At 68.9% G+C, this 14,185-nt stretch carries 17 protein-coding genes; 13 read left to right on the forward strand and 4 right to left on the reverse strand.

Annotated elements, in window-relative coordinates; translation table 11 throughout:
- Window positions 1-27: 27 nt before the first annotated feature.
- Entirely contained in the window at window positions 28-687 is a 660-nt protein-coding gene (locus K3888_RS05300; protein ID WP_230929204.1) for a DUF1707 SHOCT-like domain-containing protein, read from the forward strand.
- A gap of 72 nt (window positions 688-759) precedes the next feature.
- Here K3888_RS05300 and K3888_RS05305 read toward each other — a convergent pair whose 3' ends face one another.
- Window positions 760-2,079 carry an MFS transporter gene (locus K3888_RS05305; protein WP_230929205.1) on the reverse strand — a complete coding sequence of 440 codons (1,320 nt, stop codon included), beginning with the start codon at window positions 2,077-2,079 and terminating at the stop codon, window positions 760-762.
- Between the two features lie 134 nt (window positions 2,080-2,213).
- Here K3888_RS05305 and K3888_RS05310 point away from each other — a divergent pair, with 134 nt between their 5' ends.
- Window positions 2,214-2,450 (forward strand): hypothetical protein, encoded by a 237-nt coding sequence (locus K3888_RS05310; RefSeq protein ID WP_230929206.1) that lies wholly within the window; start codon window positions 2,214-2,216, stop codon window positions 2,448-2,450.
- Window positions 2,451-2,514: 64 nt separating this feature from the next.
- On the forward strand, window positions 2,515-2,922 hold the full coding sequence (locus tag K3888_RS05315; RefSeq protein WP_230929207.1) for a PPOX class F420-dependent oxidoreductase: 408 nt from the start codon (window positions 2,515-2,517) through the stop codon (window positions 2,920-2,922).
- A gap of 16 nt (window positions 2,923-2,938) precedes the next feature.
- On the opposite strand, the gene K3888_RS05320 is transcribed toward K3888_RS05315, so the two are convergent.
- Window positions 2,939-3,163: a metallothionein gene (locus tag K3888_RS05320; protein WP_230929208.1), complete on the reverse strand. Its 225-nt coding sequence runs from the start codon at window positions 3,161-3,163 to the stop codon at window positions 2,939-2,941.
- 199 nt (window positions 3,164-3,362) lie between these two features.
- Between K3888_RS05320 and K3888_RS05325 the strand changes: the two genes are divergently transcribed.
- Complete coding sequence (locus tag K3888_RS05325; protein ID WP_230929209.1) at window positions 3,363-3,938, forward strand: peroxidase-related enzyme; 576 nt, start codon at window positions 3,363-3,365, stop codon at window positions 3,936-3,938.
- 77 nt (window positions 3,939-4,015) lie between these two features.
- Here the strand turns inward: K3888_RS05325 and K3888_RS05330 are convergent, their stop codons facing one another.
- A complete protein-coding gene (locus K3888_RS05330) occupies window positions 4,016-4,702 on the reverse strand; it encodes a superoxide dismutase family protein (RefSeq protein ID WP_230929210.1) in 687 nt (228 codons plus the stop codon).
- A 464-nt stretch (window positions 4,703-5,166) separates the two neighbouring features.
- Between K3888_RS05330 and K3888_RS05335 the strand changes: the two genes are divergently transcribed.
- The 9 genes from K3888_RS05335 to K3888_RS05375 all read left to right on the forward strand — a co-directional run bounded on the left by K3888_RS05335 (window position 5,167) and on the right by K3888_RS05375 (window position 13,148).
- Window positions 5,167-5,388, forward strand: a complete 222-nt coding sequence (locus K3888_RS05335) for a Flp family type IVb pilin (protein WP_230929211.1) — start codon at window positions 5,167-5,169, stop codon at window positions 5,386-5,388.
- 113 nt (window positions 5,389-5,501) lie between these two features.
- Window positions 5,502-5,891: a TadE/TadG family type IV pilus assembly protein gene (locus K3888_RS05340; RefSeq protein ID WP_230929212.1), complete on the forward strand. Its 390-nt coding sequence runs from the start codon at window positions 5,502-5,504 to the stop codon at window positions 5,889-5,891.
- Window positions 5,879-6,841, forward strand: coding sequence for a pilus assembly protein TadG-related protein (locus K3888_RS05345; protein WP_230929213.1), 963 nt, complete (start codon window positions 5,879-5,881; stop codon window positions 6,839-6,841). The genes K3888_RS05340 and K3888_RS05345 overlap by 13 nt, the downstream gene beginning before the upstream one ends.
- A 10-nt stretch (window positions 6,842-6,851) precedes the next feature.
- A complete protein-coding gene (gene cpaB / locus K3888_RS05350; protein WP_230929214.1) occupies window positions 6,852-7,619 on the forward strand; it encodes a Flp pilus assembly protein CpaB in 768 nt (255 codons plus the stop codon).
- Window positions 7,616-8,956, forward strand: coding sequence for a CpaE/TadZ family protein (locus tag K3888_RS05355; protein ID WP_230929215.1), 1,341 nt, complete (start codon window positions 7,616-7,618; stop codon window positions 8,954-8,956). Before cpaB ends, K3888_RS05355 begins: the two co-directional genes overlap by 4 nt.
- Complete coding sequence (locus K3888_RS05360; RefSeq protein ID WP_230929216.1) at window positions 8,953-10,470, forward strand: TadA family conjugal transfer-associated ATPase; 1,518 nt, start codon at window positions 8,953-8,955, stop codon at window positions 10,468-10,470. The genes K3888_RS05355 and K3888_RS05360 overlap by 4 nt, the downstream gene beginning before the upstream one ends.
- A complete protein-coding gene (locus tag K3888_RS05365) occupies window positions 10,467-11,408 on the forward strand; it encodes a type II secretion system F family protein (RefSeq protein WP_230929217.1) in 942 nt (313 codons plus the stop codon). Before K3888_RS05360 ends, K3888_RS05365 begins: the two co-directional genes overlap by 4 nt.
- A 116-nt stretch (window positions 11,409-11,524) precedes the next feature.
- Complete coding sequence (locus tag K3888_RS05370; protein ID WP_230929218.1) at window positions 11,525-12,427, forward strand: type II secretion system F family protein; 903 nt, start codon at window positions 11,525-11,527, stop codon at window positions 12,425-12,427.
- 55 nt (window positions 12,428-12,482) lie between these two features.
- Window positions 12,483-13,148 carry a prepilin peptidase gene (locus K3888_RS05375; RefSeq protein WP_230929219.1) on the forward strand — a complete coding sequence of 222 codons (666 nt, stop codon included), beginning with the start codon at window positions 12,483-12,485 and terminating at the stop codon, window positions 13,146-13,148.
- A gap of 42 nt (window positions 13,149-13,190) precedes the next feature.
- On the opposite strand, the gene K3888_RS05380 is transcribed toward K3888_RS05375, so the two are convergent.
- Window positions 13,191-14,036 carry a TspO-related membrane protein gene (locus K3888_RS05380; RefSeq protein ID WP_230929220.1) on the reverse strand — a complete coding sequence of 282 codons (846 nt, stop codon included), beginning with the start codon at window positions 14,034-14,036 and terminating at the stop codon, window positions 13,191-13,193.
- Between the last annotated feature and the right edge of the window lie 149 nt (window positions 14,037-14,185).

Below are 14,185 nucleotides of genomic sequence, written 5' to 3' on the forward strand. Positions count from 1 at the left end.
CACCGCCCCGACCGAGGAGCTCCAGTCATGACCGAGCCCAGCAGCCCCGACCCCACCGGCCCGGAGCCGGTTCCCGCACCCGACCTGCTGCTCTCCGACGCCGAGCGCCTGCACGCGTTGACGGCGCTCGGCGACCACTATGCGGCGGGCCGCCTGGACGACTCGGAGTTCCACGCCCGGTCGGGCGACGTGGCCGCGGCCCGCACTCTGCGCCAGCTCCGCGGGACATTCAGCGATCTGCCCGGCGGGATGCCCCTGACCTCGGTCGACGGTATGATTGTCCGGTCGGCCACGGTCGGCGATCAGGTGGGCGCGGGCGGGGTGGTGGCGTCGTCGTCGGGCGCTTCTTCCACCCAGGTGCCGGCGCACCGGGACGTCGACGCCGAGCTGGCGGAGCTGCGTAAGCGCGGCAAGACCATCGAGGCGCTGGACGGCGTCGTGGTGGGCGTGACGCTGGTGGCATTCCTCATCCTGCAGTTCGTGGTGGGCTGGAACTTCGCGTGGATCGTGTGGCCGTCGCTGGCGCTGACGCTCGGCATCCCGCGCCTGATCCTGCGCTACAACGACGACGACGAAGCCACCTACGAGAAGCTCAAGAAGGCCGACCAGAAGGCGCGCGAGGACCGGCTGCGCGCGGCGAACGACCGGATCCGCGAGCTGGGCGACGGGCGCGAGGGCCGGGGCTGACATCCTCGTTCAGGCCTCTGACCTGGGGTGCCCTGGAGGGGGCGAGCAGGGCACCCCAAGTCAGAGGGGGTCTCAGGTGTCCTCGAGTGCGACGCCCTTGCGCTCGGGGAGGGTGAAGGCCGCCAGGGCGGCGACGACGAAGGCCGCCGCGAACACCGCGAAGACCAGCACCGTGTCGCCCGCATCGAGCAGGAACGGCACGAGCAGTGGCGCGATGATGGAGGCGATCCGCCCGAATGCCGCGGCTGCGCCGGTGCCCGCGCCGCGGGCCTGAGTGGGGTAGAGCTCCGGGCCGATCGCGTACAGCGCGCCCCACGCGCCGAGGTTGAAGAACGAGAGCGCCATACCCGCGGCAATGATCGTGGCCGGGGAGTCGGCGAGGCCGAACAGACCGGCCGCAACGGCGGAGCCGGCGAGGAAGACCGCGAGCGTGATGCGTCGGCCCCACACCTCGATGAGCCAGGCCGCGACCGCGTAGCCGGGCAGCTGGGCCAGCGTGATGATGAGCGTGTAGCCGAAGGATTTGACCAGGTCGAAGCCCTGGGCCACGAGCAGGCTCGGCAGCCAGATGAACGCGCCGTAGTAGGAGAAGTTGATCCCGAACCACACGATCCACAGTGCGCCGGTACGGCGGCGCAGGCGCGGGGACCAGATCGACTCGAGTGGCTCCTCGGCGACCGATCCAGAAGCACGCTCCCGGTCGGCCGGGGCTGCGGACTCGACCCCGGCTGCCTCCTCGAATTCGCGGACCACGCCCTCGGCCTCGGCGTGACGGCCCTTCGACTCGAGGTAGCGCACCGACTCGGGCAGCCCGAACCGCACGACCAGCGCGTAGGCGGCGGGGACGAGGCCGATGGCCAGGGCCCAGCGCCAGCCGGCGTCGCTGGCCGGCACCACGAAGTAGCCGATCACGGCGGCCATGATCCAACCGACGGCCCAGAAGCCCTCAAGGATGACCACCACGCGGCCGCGGATCTTGCGGGGCGCGAACTCGCTGACCAGCGTGGACGCGACCGGCAATTCGGCGCCCAGTCCGAGGCCTACGATGAAGCGCAGCACGATGAGCATCGCGATGCCCGTCGACAGCGCCGCGGCGCCGGTGGCGATGCCGTAGACCAGCAGTGTGGCGGCGAAGACCTGACGGCGGCCGATCCTGTCGGCGAGCAGCCCGCCGAACGCGGCGCCCAGAGCCATGCCGACGAACCCGATCGAGCCGATCCACGACAGCTCGGTGGGAGTGAGCGACCAGTGGACGGCCAGCGCCGCCATGACGAAGGAGATGAGTCCGACGTCCATGGCGTCCAGGGCCCAGCCGAGGCCCGAGCCGAGCAGCAGCCTGCGATGCTTGCGGGTGAACGGCAGGCCGTCGAGCCGCTCCGTGCGAGTGGTCATGGTCGTGACGCTACTCCGCCTCTCGCACAGGTCGGCCGACCGTCCTGACCAGTCGAAGTCGCCAACAGATTCGTCCAGACACCAGGCGCGACGATCGGCTTTTCCGATACGGGCGCGCGCCGCGGGTCGGTTCCATGTCCGACCCGTCTGCGATGCTGCGCCGCGTGGACCGGGTCGATGGGTTGCGGATGTTCCGGCGGTTGATTCCCCGCCGGTGGAAGCGCGTCGTTGGGATCGCCGTGCTCATTGGAATGCTGGCGCGTCCGGACCTCGCGGCGCAGGCGGCATCGTGGGTCTGGGAAGAGCGAGCCCAGCGGATGGGCTCGATCATGACGGACACCTTCGGTCCAGTAGCCCCGCCCGGCTTCTGAGCGGCACACTGGAGACGGCAGGGCCAGCGTCACGCTGGTCACCGGTAACCCGATAGGAGTCACCATGCCCGCCACACCCCTCGCCGACGATGTCCGCGAACTGCTCCTCAAGCCCAACCCGGCCGTGATGGCGACGATCCGCAAGGACGGCTCGCCGGTCACCGTCCCCACCTGGTACCGGCTGGTGGGAGACCGGATCCTGCTCAACCTCGACAAGAGCCGCGTCCGGCTGCAGCACATCCAGCGGGACCCGCGGGTGGCGCTGTCGGTCATGGAGGCCGGCAACTGGACGACCCACGTGAGCATCCAGGGCCGCGTGGTGGAGATCGTCGACGACCCGAACCTGGAGGGAATCGACTCGCTCGCGCAGCACTACACCGGCCAGGACTACTTCAACCGGGAGGATCCGCGCGTGGACGCCTGGGTCGAGATCGACCACGTGCACGTGTGGGGCGATCTCGCCCGCTCCTGACGCCCGAGGCCGGCATCTAGGCCCGGTCCGCGACTCCGGAGTGCTCGGCGCAGTGCGCGCAACAGTAGACGGTGCCGTCGACCTCCACACCGTGGCCCAGGATCCGGCAACTGCAGTGCGAGCAGGTCGGCGCCATCGCGTGGGCCGCGCACTCGAAGCTGTCGAACGTTCCCGACCTGTCGCCCTGGGTGAGGGTGAAGGCCTTGTCGTAGTCGTTTCCGCACGTATCGCACTTGGCCATGTCCGCCTCCTCGGCTCGTTGGTTCGGCGCTTGGCGTCAACGTAGGCGCGGCCACCGCCCCTCACAACCGGTCGGGGGGACGTGGGTCGATCCCGATCCGGGACGACGACGAGCAGCCCTACCCTGTGAGCACGCTCACTCGCCTGGGCGCCATTACGTCGGTGCCGAGTCCGGCGCCCTGAAACCTCCGGAGCCCCGCATGTCCGATCGTTATCCCCTCGCCGAGCTCGACGACCTGCCCGAGGATCTGCGCGAGCGCATCCTCGCCGAACAGGAGAAGGCCGGGTTCATCCCCGAGGTGTTCCTGATGTTCGGCCGACGCCCGGCGGAGTCGCGGGCGTTTTTCGCCTATCACGACGCGCTGATGGAGCGTGAGGGCTCGAACATGTCCAAGGCGGACAAGGAGATGATCGTCGTGACCGTCTCCGGGCAGAACAACTGCCAGTTCTGCGTGGTCGCGCACGGCGCCATCCTGCGGATCGTCAAGAAGGACCCGTACATCTCAGACCAGTTGGCCGTGAGCTACCACAAGGCGGTTTTGTCCCCGCGTGAGCGCGCGATCTGCGACTTCGCCACGAAGGTCAATCTGCGCTCGGACGAGTTGTGCGATGCCGACTACGACGCGCTCTACGAGCACGGCCTCGACTCTGAGGACGCCTGGGACATCGCCGCCATCACGGGCTTGTTCGGACTCAGCAACCGTCTGGCCAACGCCTCGGAGATGCGTCCGAACCCGGAGTTCTACGTCATGGGCCGCATCCCGCGGCAGAAGTGACCAAATGCTGACGGCCGGCGCGCGGCACAATCACGAGCGCCGTCCGTCTGCGAATGTACTACCGAATGTGGTCGGCGTCAGCCGTTCTCGGCGACGACACCGCACGCGATGCGGCTGCCGCCGTCGCCGGCCATGTGCGTATCCTCGTCCGGCCCGTCGGGCGCGTAGCGCTCCGGGATGTTGGCCAGATTGTCTGACTTCTCGTGGATCATCACGGCCGATCCGTCGTCGTCGAGAAGCTGGTCGCGGTCCAGTCGATCGGTGAACGTGACGATCTCACCGGTTCCGTCGTCGGCCACGTAGAGGGGCGGCAGATCGCCGGCGTGATTCGGGTGGACGGCCTCGTCGTCGTCGCCCTTCAGGTGGCCCCCTGCGGACAGGAATGCTCCGCGCTCGCCGGGGTCACTGGGGTTCTCGCTGTCGGGTTCACACAATCCGGTGGTATGGATGTGCAGGCCGTGGAAGCCGGGCGGCAGGTCCATCGCCTTGGCGGTGACCATGGTGCCCCCGTCCACCTCGGCGAACTCGACAGTGCCGCGCGGCTCGCCCTCCGGAGTGACCAGGTCAGCGACGGCGAACTGCTCACCCTCGTCGGAGTCGGCGACCTCAGTGGAGGTGTCGCTCTGCGGCGTGACCTCGCCCTGGGCGGCCGGCGAGTCCTCTCCGGTCCCGCAGGACGCTGCCAGAAGAGCGGCCGCGGAGAGTGCGACAAACGTTGAACTGCGGCGGACTCGTCGTGCTGTGGTCGTGGTGCGTGGAGTCATCGAAGGGCCTCCTCGTCGGCGGTGCTGCAGCGCCTTCGAGGCGCCGGTGGCGGCCACGGTACCGACCGCATGTAGCGGCGCAACCGTGAACGCGGCCGAGTGGACGGGACCTCACCAGCGAGGCGAATTGTGGGGCTACCACAAAGTAAGGAAGCCTTACCTGAAATATCCCGCAAGTCGTACGTTCGCCCGACTACTAATCGGACCCATGTCCCACTAGATGGCCGCGGCGACGTCCGCTTCCATGCGGAAATCTCTTGTGCCACGTGCTGTCTCACCTGCACGAGGTCTACACACGCGTACACATCTCCCGCAGAGTGACGTTCGTTACAGAAAGTTTTCCAAAGGCTTGCGCTTGCGTGACCGGCCCTGCATACTCTTCTCAGCGCCAACTCAGAAAGAGCGAGGCGCATCCCCTCCCCTCGAGCCGCCTCGGCTCATTCCCTCGCAAGAAAGGGTTCATCATGAACCAGGCTTACTACGCCCTGCTCACCGTCCAGGCGTTCTTCAGCGACCGCCTCGACAACCGCAAGGACCGCGGCGCTACGGCTGTTGAGTATGGACTGATGGTCGGACTGATCGCCGTCGTCATCATTGCTGCTGTCACCCTGCTGGGCGGCCAGCTCGAAGCGCTTTTCGACAAGCTCACGGACGGACTGGCGAAGTCTTCCGGAAAGACTAGCTAAGGCAGCCACGCCACCCCTGGCGCAGCGACCCCACCTAGCGCTGCGCCGGGGCCAGCAAAGTCCCTCCCCTCGTCCCGAATCCACAAAACCCCTCTAACCCCTCAGGCGCCGCAATGCTCACGCCCTCACGTGAGCGCGGGGCCACGGCCGTTGAGTTCGCGATTCTCCTGCCGATCCTGTTGTTGCTCGTCCTGGGCATCATGGAGTTCGGCAGGGCGTTTCACGTGCAGACGACGCTCTCCAATGCGGCGCGCGACGGCGTGCGTGTGATGGCACTGCAAGACAACACCACAGCCGCGCGCTCGACGGCCAAGGCCTCCGCTCATGGTCTCCCCCTCACCGACGCGATGATCAGCGTCACCCCCACCACCTGTTCCTCCGATGCCGCCGCTCCCGGCATGGCGTCGGTGACCATCAGTTATCCGTTCTCGCCGGTCTCGGGCTTCCTGCCCATCGACGACCTCACCCTCACCGGCAAGGGGACCATGCGATGCTTCGGTTAAATGACGATCGAGGCGCGGCCGCGGTCATCATCGCGATCCTGATGGTGCCTCTCCTGGGGTTCGCTGCTATCTCCATCGACGTCGCAGCGATGCACGCCGAGAAGCAGCAGCTCCAGACCGGCGCGGATGCCGCCGCACTCGCGATCGCCCAGGACTGTGCCCGTGACACCTGCGGGTCGCCCCGGGTGACGGCGCAGACTCTTGCCACGGCGAACAGTAACTCGGGCAACGCCATTGCCACGCTGCCGACAGTTCCCACCGCGACAACCGGGCGCGTCACCGTGGAGAACTCCGCGGTACGGAAGCACTGGTTCGCACCGGTCCTGGGAGTCGATGAATCCGAGATCAATGTCCGCGCCAGCGCAAGCTGGGGCGCGCCCATCGGCGGCACCGCGGCTTTGCCGCTCATTCTCACACTGTGCGAATTCAATCGCTACGCCGTCAACGGATTCCCGGCCGGAGTTGAACAAACGATCATCACGACGCCGGCGGGAAATTGCCTGCAAACCGGCGCTGGGAACCAGCCACCACACTGGGTCCCAGGCGGCTTTGGCTGGCTGTCCCCCACCGCGCACAAGAGCTGTTACACCAAGACGCAGGTTGGGCAGAAGGCCACCAGCTCGCCAGGCAACAACATGAATCAGTGCGACATCTCGGCGATCAGGGACCGGACCATCCTGCTGCCACTGTTCGACTCGAGCAACCCGCTCAATTCCGGCGGAAATGGTGCCAACGCCTGGTACCGGGTCTACGGCTATGCGGCGTTTCACGTCACCGGGTACTACTTCTCCGGACAGAGCTGGGATGGCGGCAAGAGCGCCCCGTGTCGTGGGAACGAGCGCTGCATCCGCGGCTATTTCACCACGATGGTCCACACCGACCCCAACTTCGACTACGGCCCCGGCGCACCCAACCTGGGCGCCGCAGCCGTGTTCCTTCTACCCGATTAGCGAGTTCCCCATGAGTCGTCGCCTCATCGCAGGCCTGGCCGCCGGGCTGGTGGCCCTCCTCGGCGCCGTCCTTCTCATCACCTACGTCAATGCGGCGGATGAGCGGGCGATGGCCAATCTGGATCCGGTCGAGGTCCTGGTCGCTTCGGCGCCCATCGTTCAGGGCACCCCAGCCGAGGATCTGGCCACGCTGGTCGCGGTCGAGGAGATCCCGTCCGCCGCGGTCGGCCCGGCCCCGGTGCGGTCGCTGGCCGAGCTGGAAGGAATGGTCGCGGCCACCGACATCCAGGTCGGCGAGCAGCTCCTCGCCGGGCGCTTCGCCAGCCCCCTCGACATGCAGAAATTCGGAGGCATCCCCGTCCCCGAGGGCCTGCACCAGGTCACCGTTCCTCTGGATTCTGCACGGGTAGTCGGAGGAACTATCACCCCCGGAGACCTCGTCGGCGTTTTCGCCTCGTTTGATTTTGAGCCCCCTGTGACTCACCTCGTGCTGGACAAGATCCTGGTCACCCGCGTTCAGGGCGGCCTGAACCCATCGACCAACAGCTCCTCGAGTTCAAACGGAACTGACGACGAGGCCAGCACCTCCGCAAGCGACGATCCCTCCGCCGCCCCCGTCCATGATGGCGGTGCCATGGTGACCCTCGCAGTCCCTGCCCGCGCTGCCGAGACCATCGTGTTCGGGGCTGAGCACGGAACTATCTGGCTCTCCATCGTCGATCCTGAAGCGCCCGCTGACGGAATCCGCATCGTCGACCCAGGGAACGTGTACGAATGAACCGCCTCCTCCTCATCTCCGATTCCCCGGATCTCGGCGGTCACGTCGCCGATGCGATCCAGGCGCAGATCGCGCTGATCAGCGGCCTCGAGGTCCCCACCGGCCCCTCGCAGCTGTTCCAGCAGCTGGGCCCCGGCGCGCCGATCCCCCTGGTGGTCGTGATCGACACCGCCAGCCGCGAGGACGAGGCGCTCGGGCTCTCGGCCCGCCTGTCAGCGGAGTGCCCCGGGATGGCCGTGGTGCTGCTCAGCGAGCAGCCCGACGCCTTTGCCCTGTCCGCTCTGCGGGCCGGCGCCTGCGACGTGGTGCACCCCCACACCCCCCTCGAGGAACTCGGCCGGGTACTCCACCGCGCCGCGCAGGTCGCCCAGTCCTCCGCTTCTGCCCAGCCAGTCCCCGGCGACCCCGCGATCAGCGGAAACGCCGACGCCCGCGGGCGGGTCATCAGCGTCCTGTCACCCAAGGGCGGCGTGGGCAAGACGACCGTGGCCACCAACCTCGCCGTGGGTTTGGCCCGCTCCGCGCCGCTGTCGACCGTCCTGGTGGACCTGGACGTGCAGTTCGGCGACGTGGCCAGCGCCCTCAACATGCACCCCGACCACACCCTCCTCGACGTGACCCGTGGCCCGGCCGCGCGGGACTCGATGGTCCTCAAGACCTTCCTCACCCAGCACGAGACCGGCCTCTACGCGGTATGCGGCCCGACAAACCCTGCCGACGCCGACGCCATCACCCCCGCCGACGTCGCCCGCCTGCTCGAGACCCTGGCCGCCGAGTTCCGCTACGTGGTGGTGGATACCGCCCCCGGCCTGGGCGAGCACGCCCTCGCCGCACTGGACCACACCAATGACCTCGTGATCATGACCAGCCTCGACGTGCCCGGCGTGCGCGGACTCCGCAAGGAGCTCGATATCCTGCGCGACCTCGGCCTGGGCTTCGATCGCCGCCATGTGGTGATCAACTTCGCCGACACCCACAGCGGACTCACCAAGGCAGACGTCGAGGCCACCATCAACGCCGGCGTCGACCTGGTCCTGCCCCGCAGTCGCCCCACCGCCGCGTCGGTCAACCAGGGCGTGCCCATGCTGCAGAGCGAGGTCCGCGACCCGATGACCAAGAAACTCCGCACGCTCGTCGAGCGCTTCGTCCCGGCGCCCGCGCCCGCCGGCGCACCGGGCACGCCCGCCGCCCACAGCACCGTCGCACCGGGCGGCGCCACCACGAACACCGGCCGCACCAGCCGCTTCGCCCTTCCGGGCCTGAAGTCCGGCCGCGACCAGAACCAGAGCACCGAGGGCGGCCGCCACCGCTTCCTCCGTAAGAGAGTCGAACGATGAGCCTCACCGAGCGCCTGCGTGCCGCCCGCGGCGAACACCCCGGCGACGTCGTCGTCGACGCCACCGCGCCGACCACCGCCGTGGCGCCGGACGTCGCGGCCACCGTTCCCACCGCGGCGTCCGTGCCGACCACCGCAACGATGACCACGACGACGACGCCGTCGACCGCCGCCCCCACACCGGCACCATCGCAGTCGCCGGAGGGCACAGATCCCGCCGCCACCGACGCCCTGGCCACGCTCAAGGAGAACGCCGCCCACGCCCTGTTCGAGCGGATCGGCGCCCGCCTGAACAACCCCGCGCTCACCGAGGAGCAGCTGCACACCATGGTGCGCAGCGAGCTCAACAAGGTGGTCGAGGAACAGACCGTGCCGCTGACCAGCGACCAGCGCAAGCGCCTCATGATCGACGTCCAGGCCGACGTGCTGGGCCACGGACCGCTCGAGAAGCTGCTCGAGGACCCGGACGTCACCGAAATCATGGTCAACGGGCCCGACATGATCTACGTCGAGCGCGCCGGCCAGATCACCCGCAGTCGCGAGCGCTTCACCTCCGAGGAGCACCTGCGGCAGGTCATCGAGCGGATCGTCTCCCGCATCGGCCGCCGCATCGACGAGTCCTCGCCGCTCGTGGACGCGCGCCTGGCCGACGGCTCCCGCGTCAACGCCGTGATCCCGCCGCTCGCCGTCAACGGCTCCTCGCTGACCATCCGAAAGTTCTCGCGTGACCCGTTCCAGGTCCACGACCTCATCGGCTTCGGCACGCTGACGCCCGAGATGGCCGAACTGCTGCGGGCCTGTGTGCAGGCGCGGCTGAACATCATCGTTTCTGGCGGCACGGGTACCGGTAAGACCACGCTGCTCAATGTGCTGTCCTCGTTCATCCCGGAGGGCGAGCGGATCGTGACCATCGAGGACGCGGTCGAGCTGCAGCTGCAGCAGGACCACGTGGTGCGGCTCGAGTCCCGCCCGGCGAACATCGAGGGCAAGGGCGAGATCAGTATCCGCGACCTCGTCCGCAACTCCCTGCGTATGCGGCCCGACCGCATCGTGGTGGGCGAGGTCCGCGGCGGTGAGACCCTCGACATGCTCCAGGCCATGAACACCGGCCACGACGGCTCGCTGTCCACCGTGCACGCCAACTCCCCGCGCGACGCCATCGCCCGACTCGAGACCCTCGTGCTCATGGCCGGCATGGACCTGCCGCTGCGGGCCATCCGCGAGCAGATCGCCTCCGCCGTGGACGTGATCATCCAGCTCACCCGCCTGCGCGACGGCACACGCCGCGTCACCGCCGTCACCGAGGTCCAGGGCATGGAGGGACAGACCGTCACCCTGCAGGACGCCTTCCTGTTCGACTACTCCGCGGGCATCGGGCCCGACGGCAGGTTCCTCGGAAAGCCCCTCGCCACCGGCGTGCGGCCCCGCTTCACCGACCGGTTCAACGAGCTCGGCATCACCCTCTCGCCGCGGGTGTTCGGCGCCACCACCGACAACCCGGGAGGCATCCGATGAACACCGCGTTGACCGCCGGCGGGATCGGCGTGCTCGCCCTGACCCTGGCGCTGCTGGTGGGCACCTATCTCGTGCTCTCGCCCGCGCCCGGCAACATCCCCCGCGACCGCCGCAGGCCCGGCGTCTCCGCCGGCCCGGGAGCCCTCTCCCGTCTCGCGACAGCAGCCACCGAGGCGATCGACAAGATCCTGAGCAAGCGCGGGGCCCCCGGAGCCGGCGCGCTCGAACAAGCGGGTGTCCGCATGCGGCTCCAGGACTACGTCTTTCTCGTCGTCGTCGCCACCCTCGTCGCCTTCGCGGCAGGCCTCGTGGCCTCCGGACCGCTCTTCGGCATCTTCCTCGTGATACTCACGCCGATCGGCGCGGTCGGACTGCTGAAGATCCTCGCCGCGCGGCGGCGTGCCGCCTTCGCGGACCAGCTCGACGACTCGCTGCAGCTCATGGCCTCCAGCCTGCGCGCCGGGCACAGCCTCCTCCAGGCGCTCGCCTCCGTCGCCCGCGAGGCCGAGGAGCCCACCTCCGAGGAGTTCGCGCGCATCATCAACGAAACCCGCGTCGGCCGCGACCTCGGCCCCGCACTCGAGGAGACCGCCGGCCGAATGGGCAGCCAGGACTTCGTCTGGGTCACCCAGGCCATCGCCATCAACCGCGAGGTCGGCGGCAACCTGGCCGAGGTGCTCGACGGCGTCGGCCAGACCATCCGCGAGCGCAACCAGATCCGGCGGCAGGTCAAGGCACTGGCCGCCGAGGGCAAGCTCTCGGCCTACGTACTCATGGCGCTGCCGTTCGGCATCGGCGGGTTCCTGTTCATCTCCAACCCGTCGTACATCGGCACCCTCACCGAGAGCCCGCTCGGGTGGGGGATGATCGGCGCCGGTGTGGTGATGCTGATCGTCGGCGGATTCTGGTTGTCCAAGGTCGTCAGCATCAAGTTCTAGAGGTGCCGGGCGTCCCCTCCGCCCGCCCCTCGACCGTCGTACCCCGCCCGTCCCTCGCACAGCCCCCTCCCGCCCCGCGCCCCTCGAGCGCGTCACACAGATAAGGAGCACCCCGGATGTCGCTGACCGCCGCATTCGCCGTGTTCGTCCTCACGGTCTCGGTGTTCCTACTGGCCTACGTCGTGTTCACCGGCCGCGACACCGCGCGCGCCCGCACCCTCGACAACCTGCGCAGCGGATTCGACGACGGCTACGCAGCCGCGCCCGCCCTCGACGCTGCCGATGACGACGCCTCCGGCAGCTCCGTGGTGGCGCTCGCCCGTCGGCTCACACCTGCCCGCACCGTCCAGCGGCTCGAGCGGCTCATCCTCCGCGCCGGTCGACCCGACGGCTGGACCATCGACCGGCTGCTCGTGCTCAAGATCGCCGCGCCGCTGCTCGTGGTGGTGCTCGGCCTGCTTCTGGTCAGCACCAACCCGGCGCCGCTTCTGATCCTGCTCATGCTGGGCACCGCGGTGGTCTGCTACTTCCTGCCCGAACTGCTGCTCAAGAGCCGCAGCCAGGAGCGCAACGAGGAGATCGCGCTCGAGCTCGCCGACACGCTCGACCAGATGACCATCGCCGTGGAGGCCGGACTCGGATTCGACTCCGCCATGGCCCGCGCCGGACGCAACGGCACCGGGCCGCTCGCCCAGGAGCTCATCCGGACCCTGCAGGAGATCCAGGTGGGCCAGCTGCGCCGGACCGCGTACGAGCAGCTCGCCCAGCGCACCGACGTGCCCGACCTCCGCCGCTTCGTCCGCGCCCTCATCCAGGCCGACGCCTACGGCATCTCCGTGGCCGACGTGCTGCGCACGCAGGCCGCCGAGCTGCGGCTCAAGCGGCGGCAGCGGGCCGAGGAGAAGGCGCAGCAGGTTCCGGTGAAGGTGATCTTCCCCCTCCTGGTGTGCATCCTGCCCGTACTGTTCATCGTGCTGCTCGGACCGACCGTGATCAACATGATGGAGGCGTTCTCCTGACCGTGCGTTCTCATCTCCAGCTCGTACTGCTGCCCTGCGCTGATCGGCTGCCGTCATGCTGTTCGTGATCGCCGTCGCGTCCGGGCTCGTGTGCGCGGTGACCGCGGCCGCGCTCGGCCGGTGGATGCGTGACCTCGCCGACTCCGACTCGCGCTGGCTACGTATCGGGCTGCACGTCGTACTCGCCGCCGGCGGCGGCTTCGGGGCCGCCTACATCGCGCGGGGCTGGGCTGATCTCGCGACGTTCGCCGCGCTCGCCGTGGCCTGCGCGCTGCTGGTGACGATCGACCTGGCCGTCTTCCGGCTGCCGGACAAGATCGTGCTCCCGATGTACCCGGTGGTGTTCGGCGGGCTACTCGTGGCGGCCGCGGTCTCTAACGAGTGGGGCTCTTTCGGCCGGGCCGCCGCCGCTGCCGCTGTGCTGCTGGCCTTCTACTTCATTCTGGCGCTGATCAACCCCTCCGGGATGGGGCTGGGCGACGTCAAACTGTCCGGGCTGCTGGGCGCGTTCCTCGGCTGGTTGGGCTGGCCTGCCGTGATGGCGGGCACGCTGGCCGCGTTCGTCATCAACGCCGCCGTGGCACTGGTGCTGCTGGCCGCGCGGCGGGTGGGCGCCAAGAGCGGGATCGCCTTCGGCCCGGCCATGGTGATCGGCGCGGTGCTGGGCGCCGCCTACTTCGCGGTGCGCTCCGGCGGGGCGGCCTTGCTGGGTGCGGCCTGAGCGGGGTGCCTGGCCTGGTCGCGGTGACGGGCGCTGCTGCGCCTATGCGCTCGAGCGCGAGCGCGCTGTCACGTTCGCGGCGACGGCGATGAACAGCACCACGACCACCGCGAGTACGGCGGTCCACACCAGTTCGGGCGATTCGAAGGCCCCCTCGGTGCGTCCAACCGAGACCCAGGCCAGGCCCCAGCTCGTGGCCAGGGCGGGAGCGATCCGTCCGCCGCTGAGCAGGGCGGTAGCGATGCCTATCCCGGCGGCCACCACGATGCCCACCACGCCGAGTTGGATTCGTGTGAAGATGTCGATCCCGGCGTCGGCGAGCCACGCATAAGTGTTGGCCAGGAACGCCACAGACACCCAGCCCAGGTAGAGCCCGAACGTCCAGTCGGCCACCACCTTCTCGACGATCCCGCCGGTACGCGGCGCTCCGAGGAGGAACATCAGGCGGATGATCACGGCCAGCAACACCACGATCACCAGCACGGAGACCGCCAGCCAGCCGAGCTGAACGGTCCATATCCAGAGCGGGTTGAGCACCGCGGAAGCCAACGCCCACGGTCTGACCGCCTCCTGCCGCGGCGAACGCCGGGCGGTGGGGGTGAGCTGCCAGATCGCGTAGGCGGCCAGGCCCAGGTAGATTACGCTCCAGATGCTGAATGCCGTGCCCGCCGGGGCGATCGGTGTGGCGTCGGCGGACAGCGCTCCGCCGGCGGCCTCGTTGATCGGGGTGCCGCCCAGTGCGCCACTGCCGATGAAAGCGGCCACAATCGCGGCGGCGACCCCCAGCAGGGTCACGATCGGCAGGAACCAGCCTGTTGCCGCGGAGGGGACCCCGCCGGGGTGGGTCGAGGTTCTGTCGGACGCGGGAGTGCTTCTCTGTGACCTCATGGCCCCACCAAACCACGAAGAGGCACTGGACGGAACCGTGACCAGGTGTCGAGGTCGTTCACGGTGCAGTGGCCGGGCCGAAGCCGTTGGCTCTGCCTGTGAACACAGCGGCGCTGTTACACCACCGGCCTTGCGCTACGCCCTCATGA

Origin of the sequence: Dietzia aurantiaca (assembly GCF_021033825.1) — a bacterium.
GTDB lineage: Bacteria > Actinomycetota > Actinomycetes > Mycobacteriales > Mycobacteriaceae > Dietzia > Dietzia aurantiaca.

What these genes read in the sequence shown, in the direction of transcription:
- K3888_RS05300 (WP_230929204.1), top strand. Translation starts at nt 28, where the DNA reads ATGACCGAGCCCAGCAGCCCCGACCCCACCGGCCCGGAGCCGGTTCCC.
- K3888_RS05305 (WP_230929205.1), bottom strand. Translation starts at nt 2,079, where the DNA reads ATGACCACTCGCACGGAGCGGCTCGACGGCCTGCCGTTCACCCGCAAG.
- K3888_RS05310 (WP_230929206.1), top strand. Translation starts at nt 2,214, where the DNA reads ATGTCCGACCCGTCTGCGATGCTGCGCCGCGTGGACCGGGTCGATGGG.
- K3888_RS05315 (WP_230929207.1), top strand. Translation starts at nt 2,515, where the DNA reads ATGCCCGCCACACCCCTCGCCGACGATGTCCGCGAACTGCTCCTCAAG.
- K3888_RS05320 (WP_230929208.1), bottom strand. Translation starts at nt 3,163, where the DNA reads ATGGCCAAGTGCGATACGTGCGGAAACGACTACGACAAGGCCTTCACC.
- K3888_RS05325 (WP_230929209.1), top strand. Translation starts at nt 3,363, where the DNA reads ATGTCCGATCGTTATCCCCTCGCCGAGCTCGACGACCTGCCCGAGGAT.
- K3888_RS05330 (WP_230929210.1), bottom strand. Translation starts at nt 4,702, where the DNA reads ATGACTCCACGCACCACGACCACAGCACGACGAGTCCGCCGCAGTTCA.
- K3888_RS05335 (WP_230929211.1), top strand. Translation starts at nt 5,167, where the DNA reads ATGAACCAGGCTTACTACGCCCTGCTCACCGTCCAGGCGTTCTTCAGC.
- K3888_RS05340 (WP_230929212.1), top strand. Translation starts at nt 5,502, where the DNA reads ATGCTCACGCCCTCACGTGAGCGCGGGGCCACGGCCGTTGAGTTCGCG.
- K3888_RS05345 (WP_230929213.1), top strand. Translation starts at nt 5,879, where the DNA reads ATGCTTCGGTTAAATGACGATCGAGGCGCGGCCGCGGTCATCATCGCG.
- cpaB (WP_230929214.1), top strand. Translation starts at nt 6,852, where the DNA reads ATGAGTCGTCGCCTCATCGCAGGCCTGGCCGCCGGGCTGGTGGCCCTC.
- K3888_RS05355 (WP_230929215.1), top strand. Translation starts at nt 7,616, where the DNA reads ATGAACCGCCTCCTCCTCATCTCCGATTCCCCGGATCTCGGCGGTCAC.
- K3888_RS05360 (WP_230929216.1), top strand. Translation starts at nt 8,953, where the DNA reads ATGAGCCTCACCGAGCGCCTGCGTGCCGCCCGCGGCGAACACCCCGGC.
- K3888_RS05365 (WP_230929217.1), top strand. Translation starts at nt 10,467, where the DNA reads ATGAACACCGCGTTGACCGCCGGCGGGATCGGCGTGCTCGCCCTGACC.
- K3888_RS05370 (WP_230929218.1), top strand. Translation starts at nt 11,525, where the DNA reads ATGTCGCTGACCGCCGCATTCGCCGTGTTCGTCCTCACGGTCTCGGTG.
- K3888_RS05375 (WP_230929219.1), top strand. Translation starts at nt 12,483, where the DNA reads ATGCTGTTCGTGATCGCCGTCGCGTCCGGGCTCGTGTGCGCGGTGACC.
- K3888_RS05380 (WP_230929220.1), bottom strand. Translation starts at nt 14,036, where the DNA reads ATGAGGTCACAGAGAAGCACTCCCGCGTCCGACAGAACCTCGACCCAC.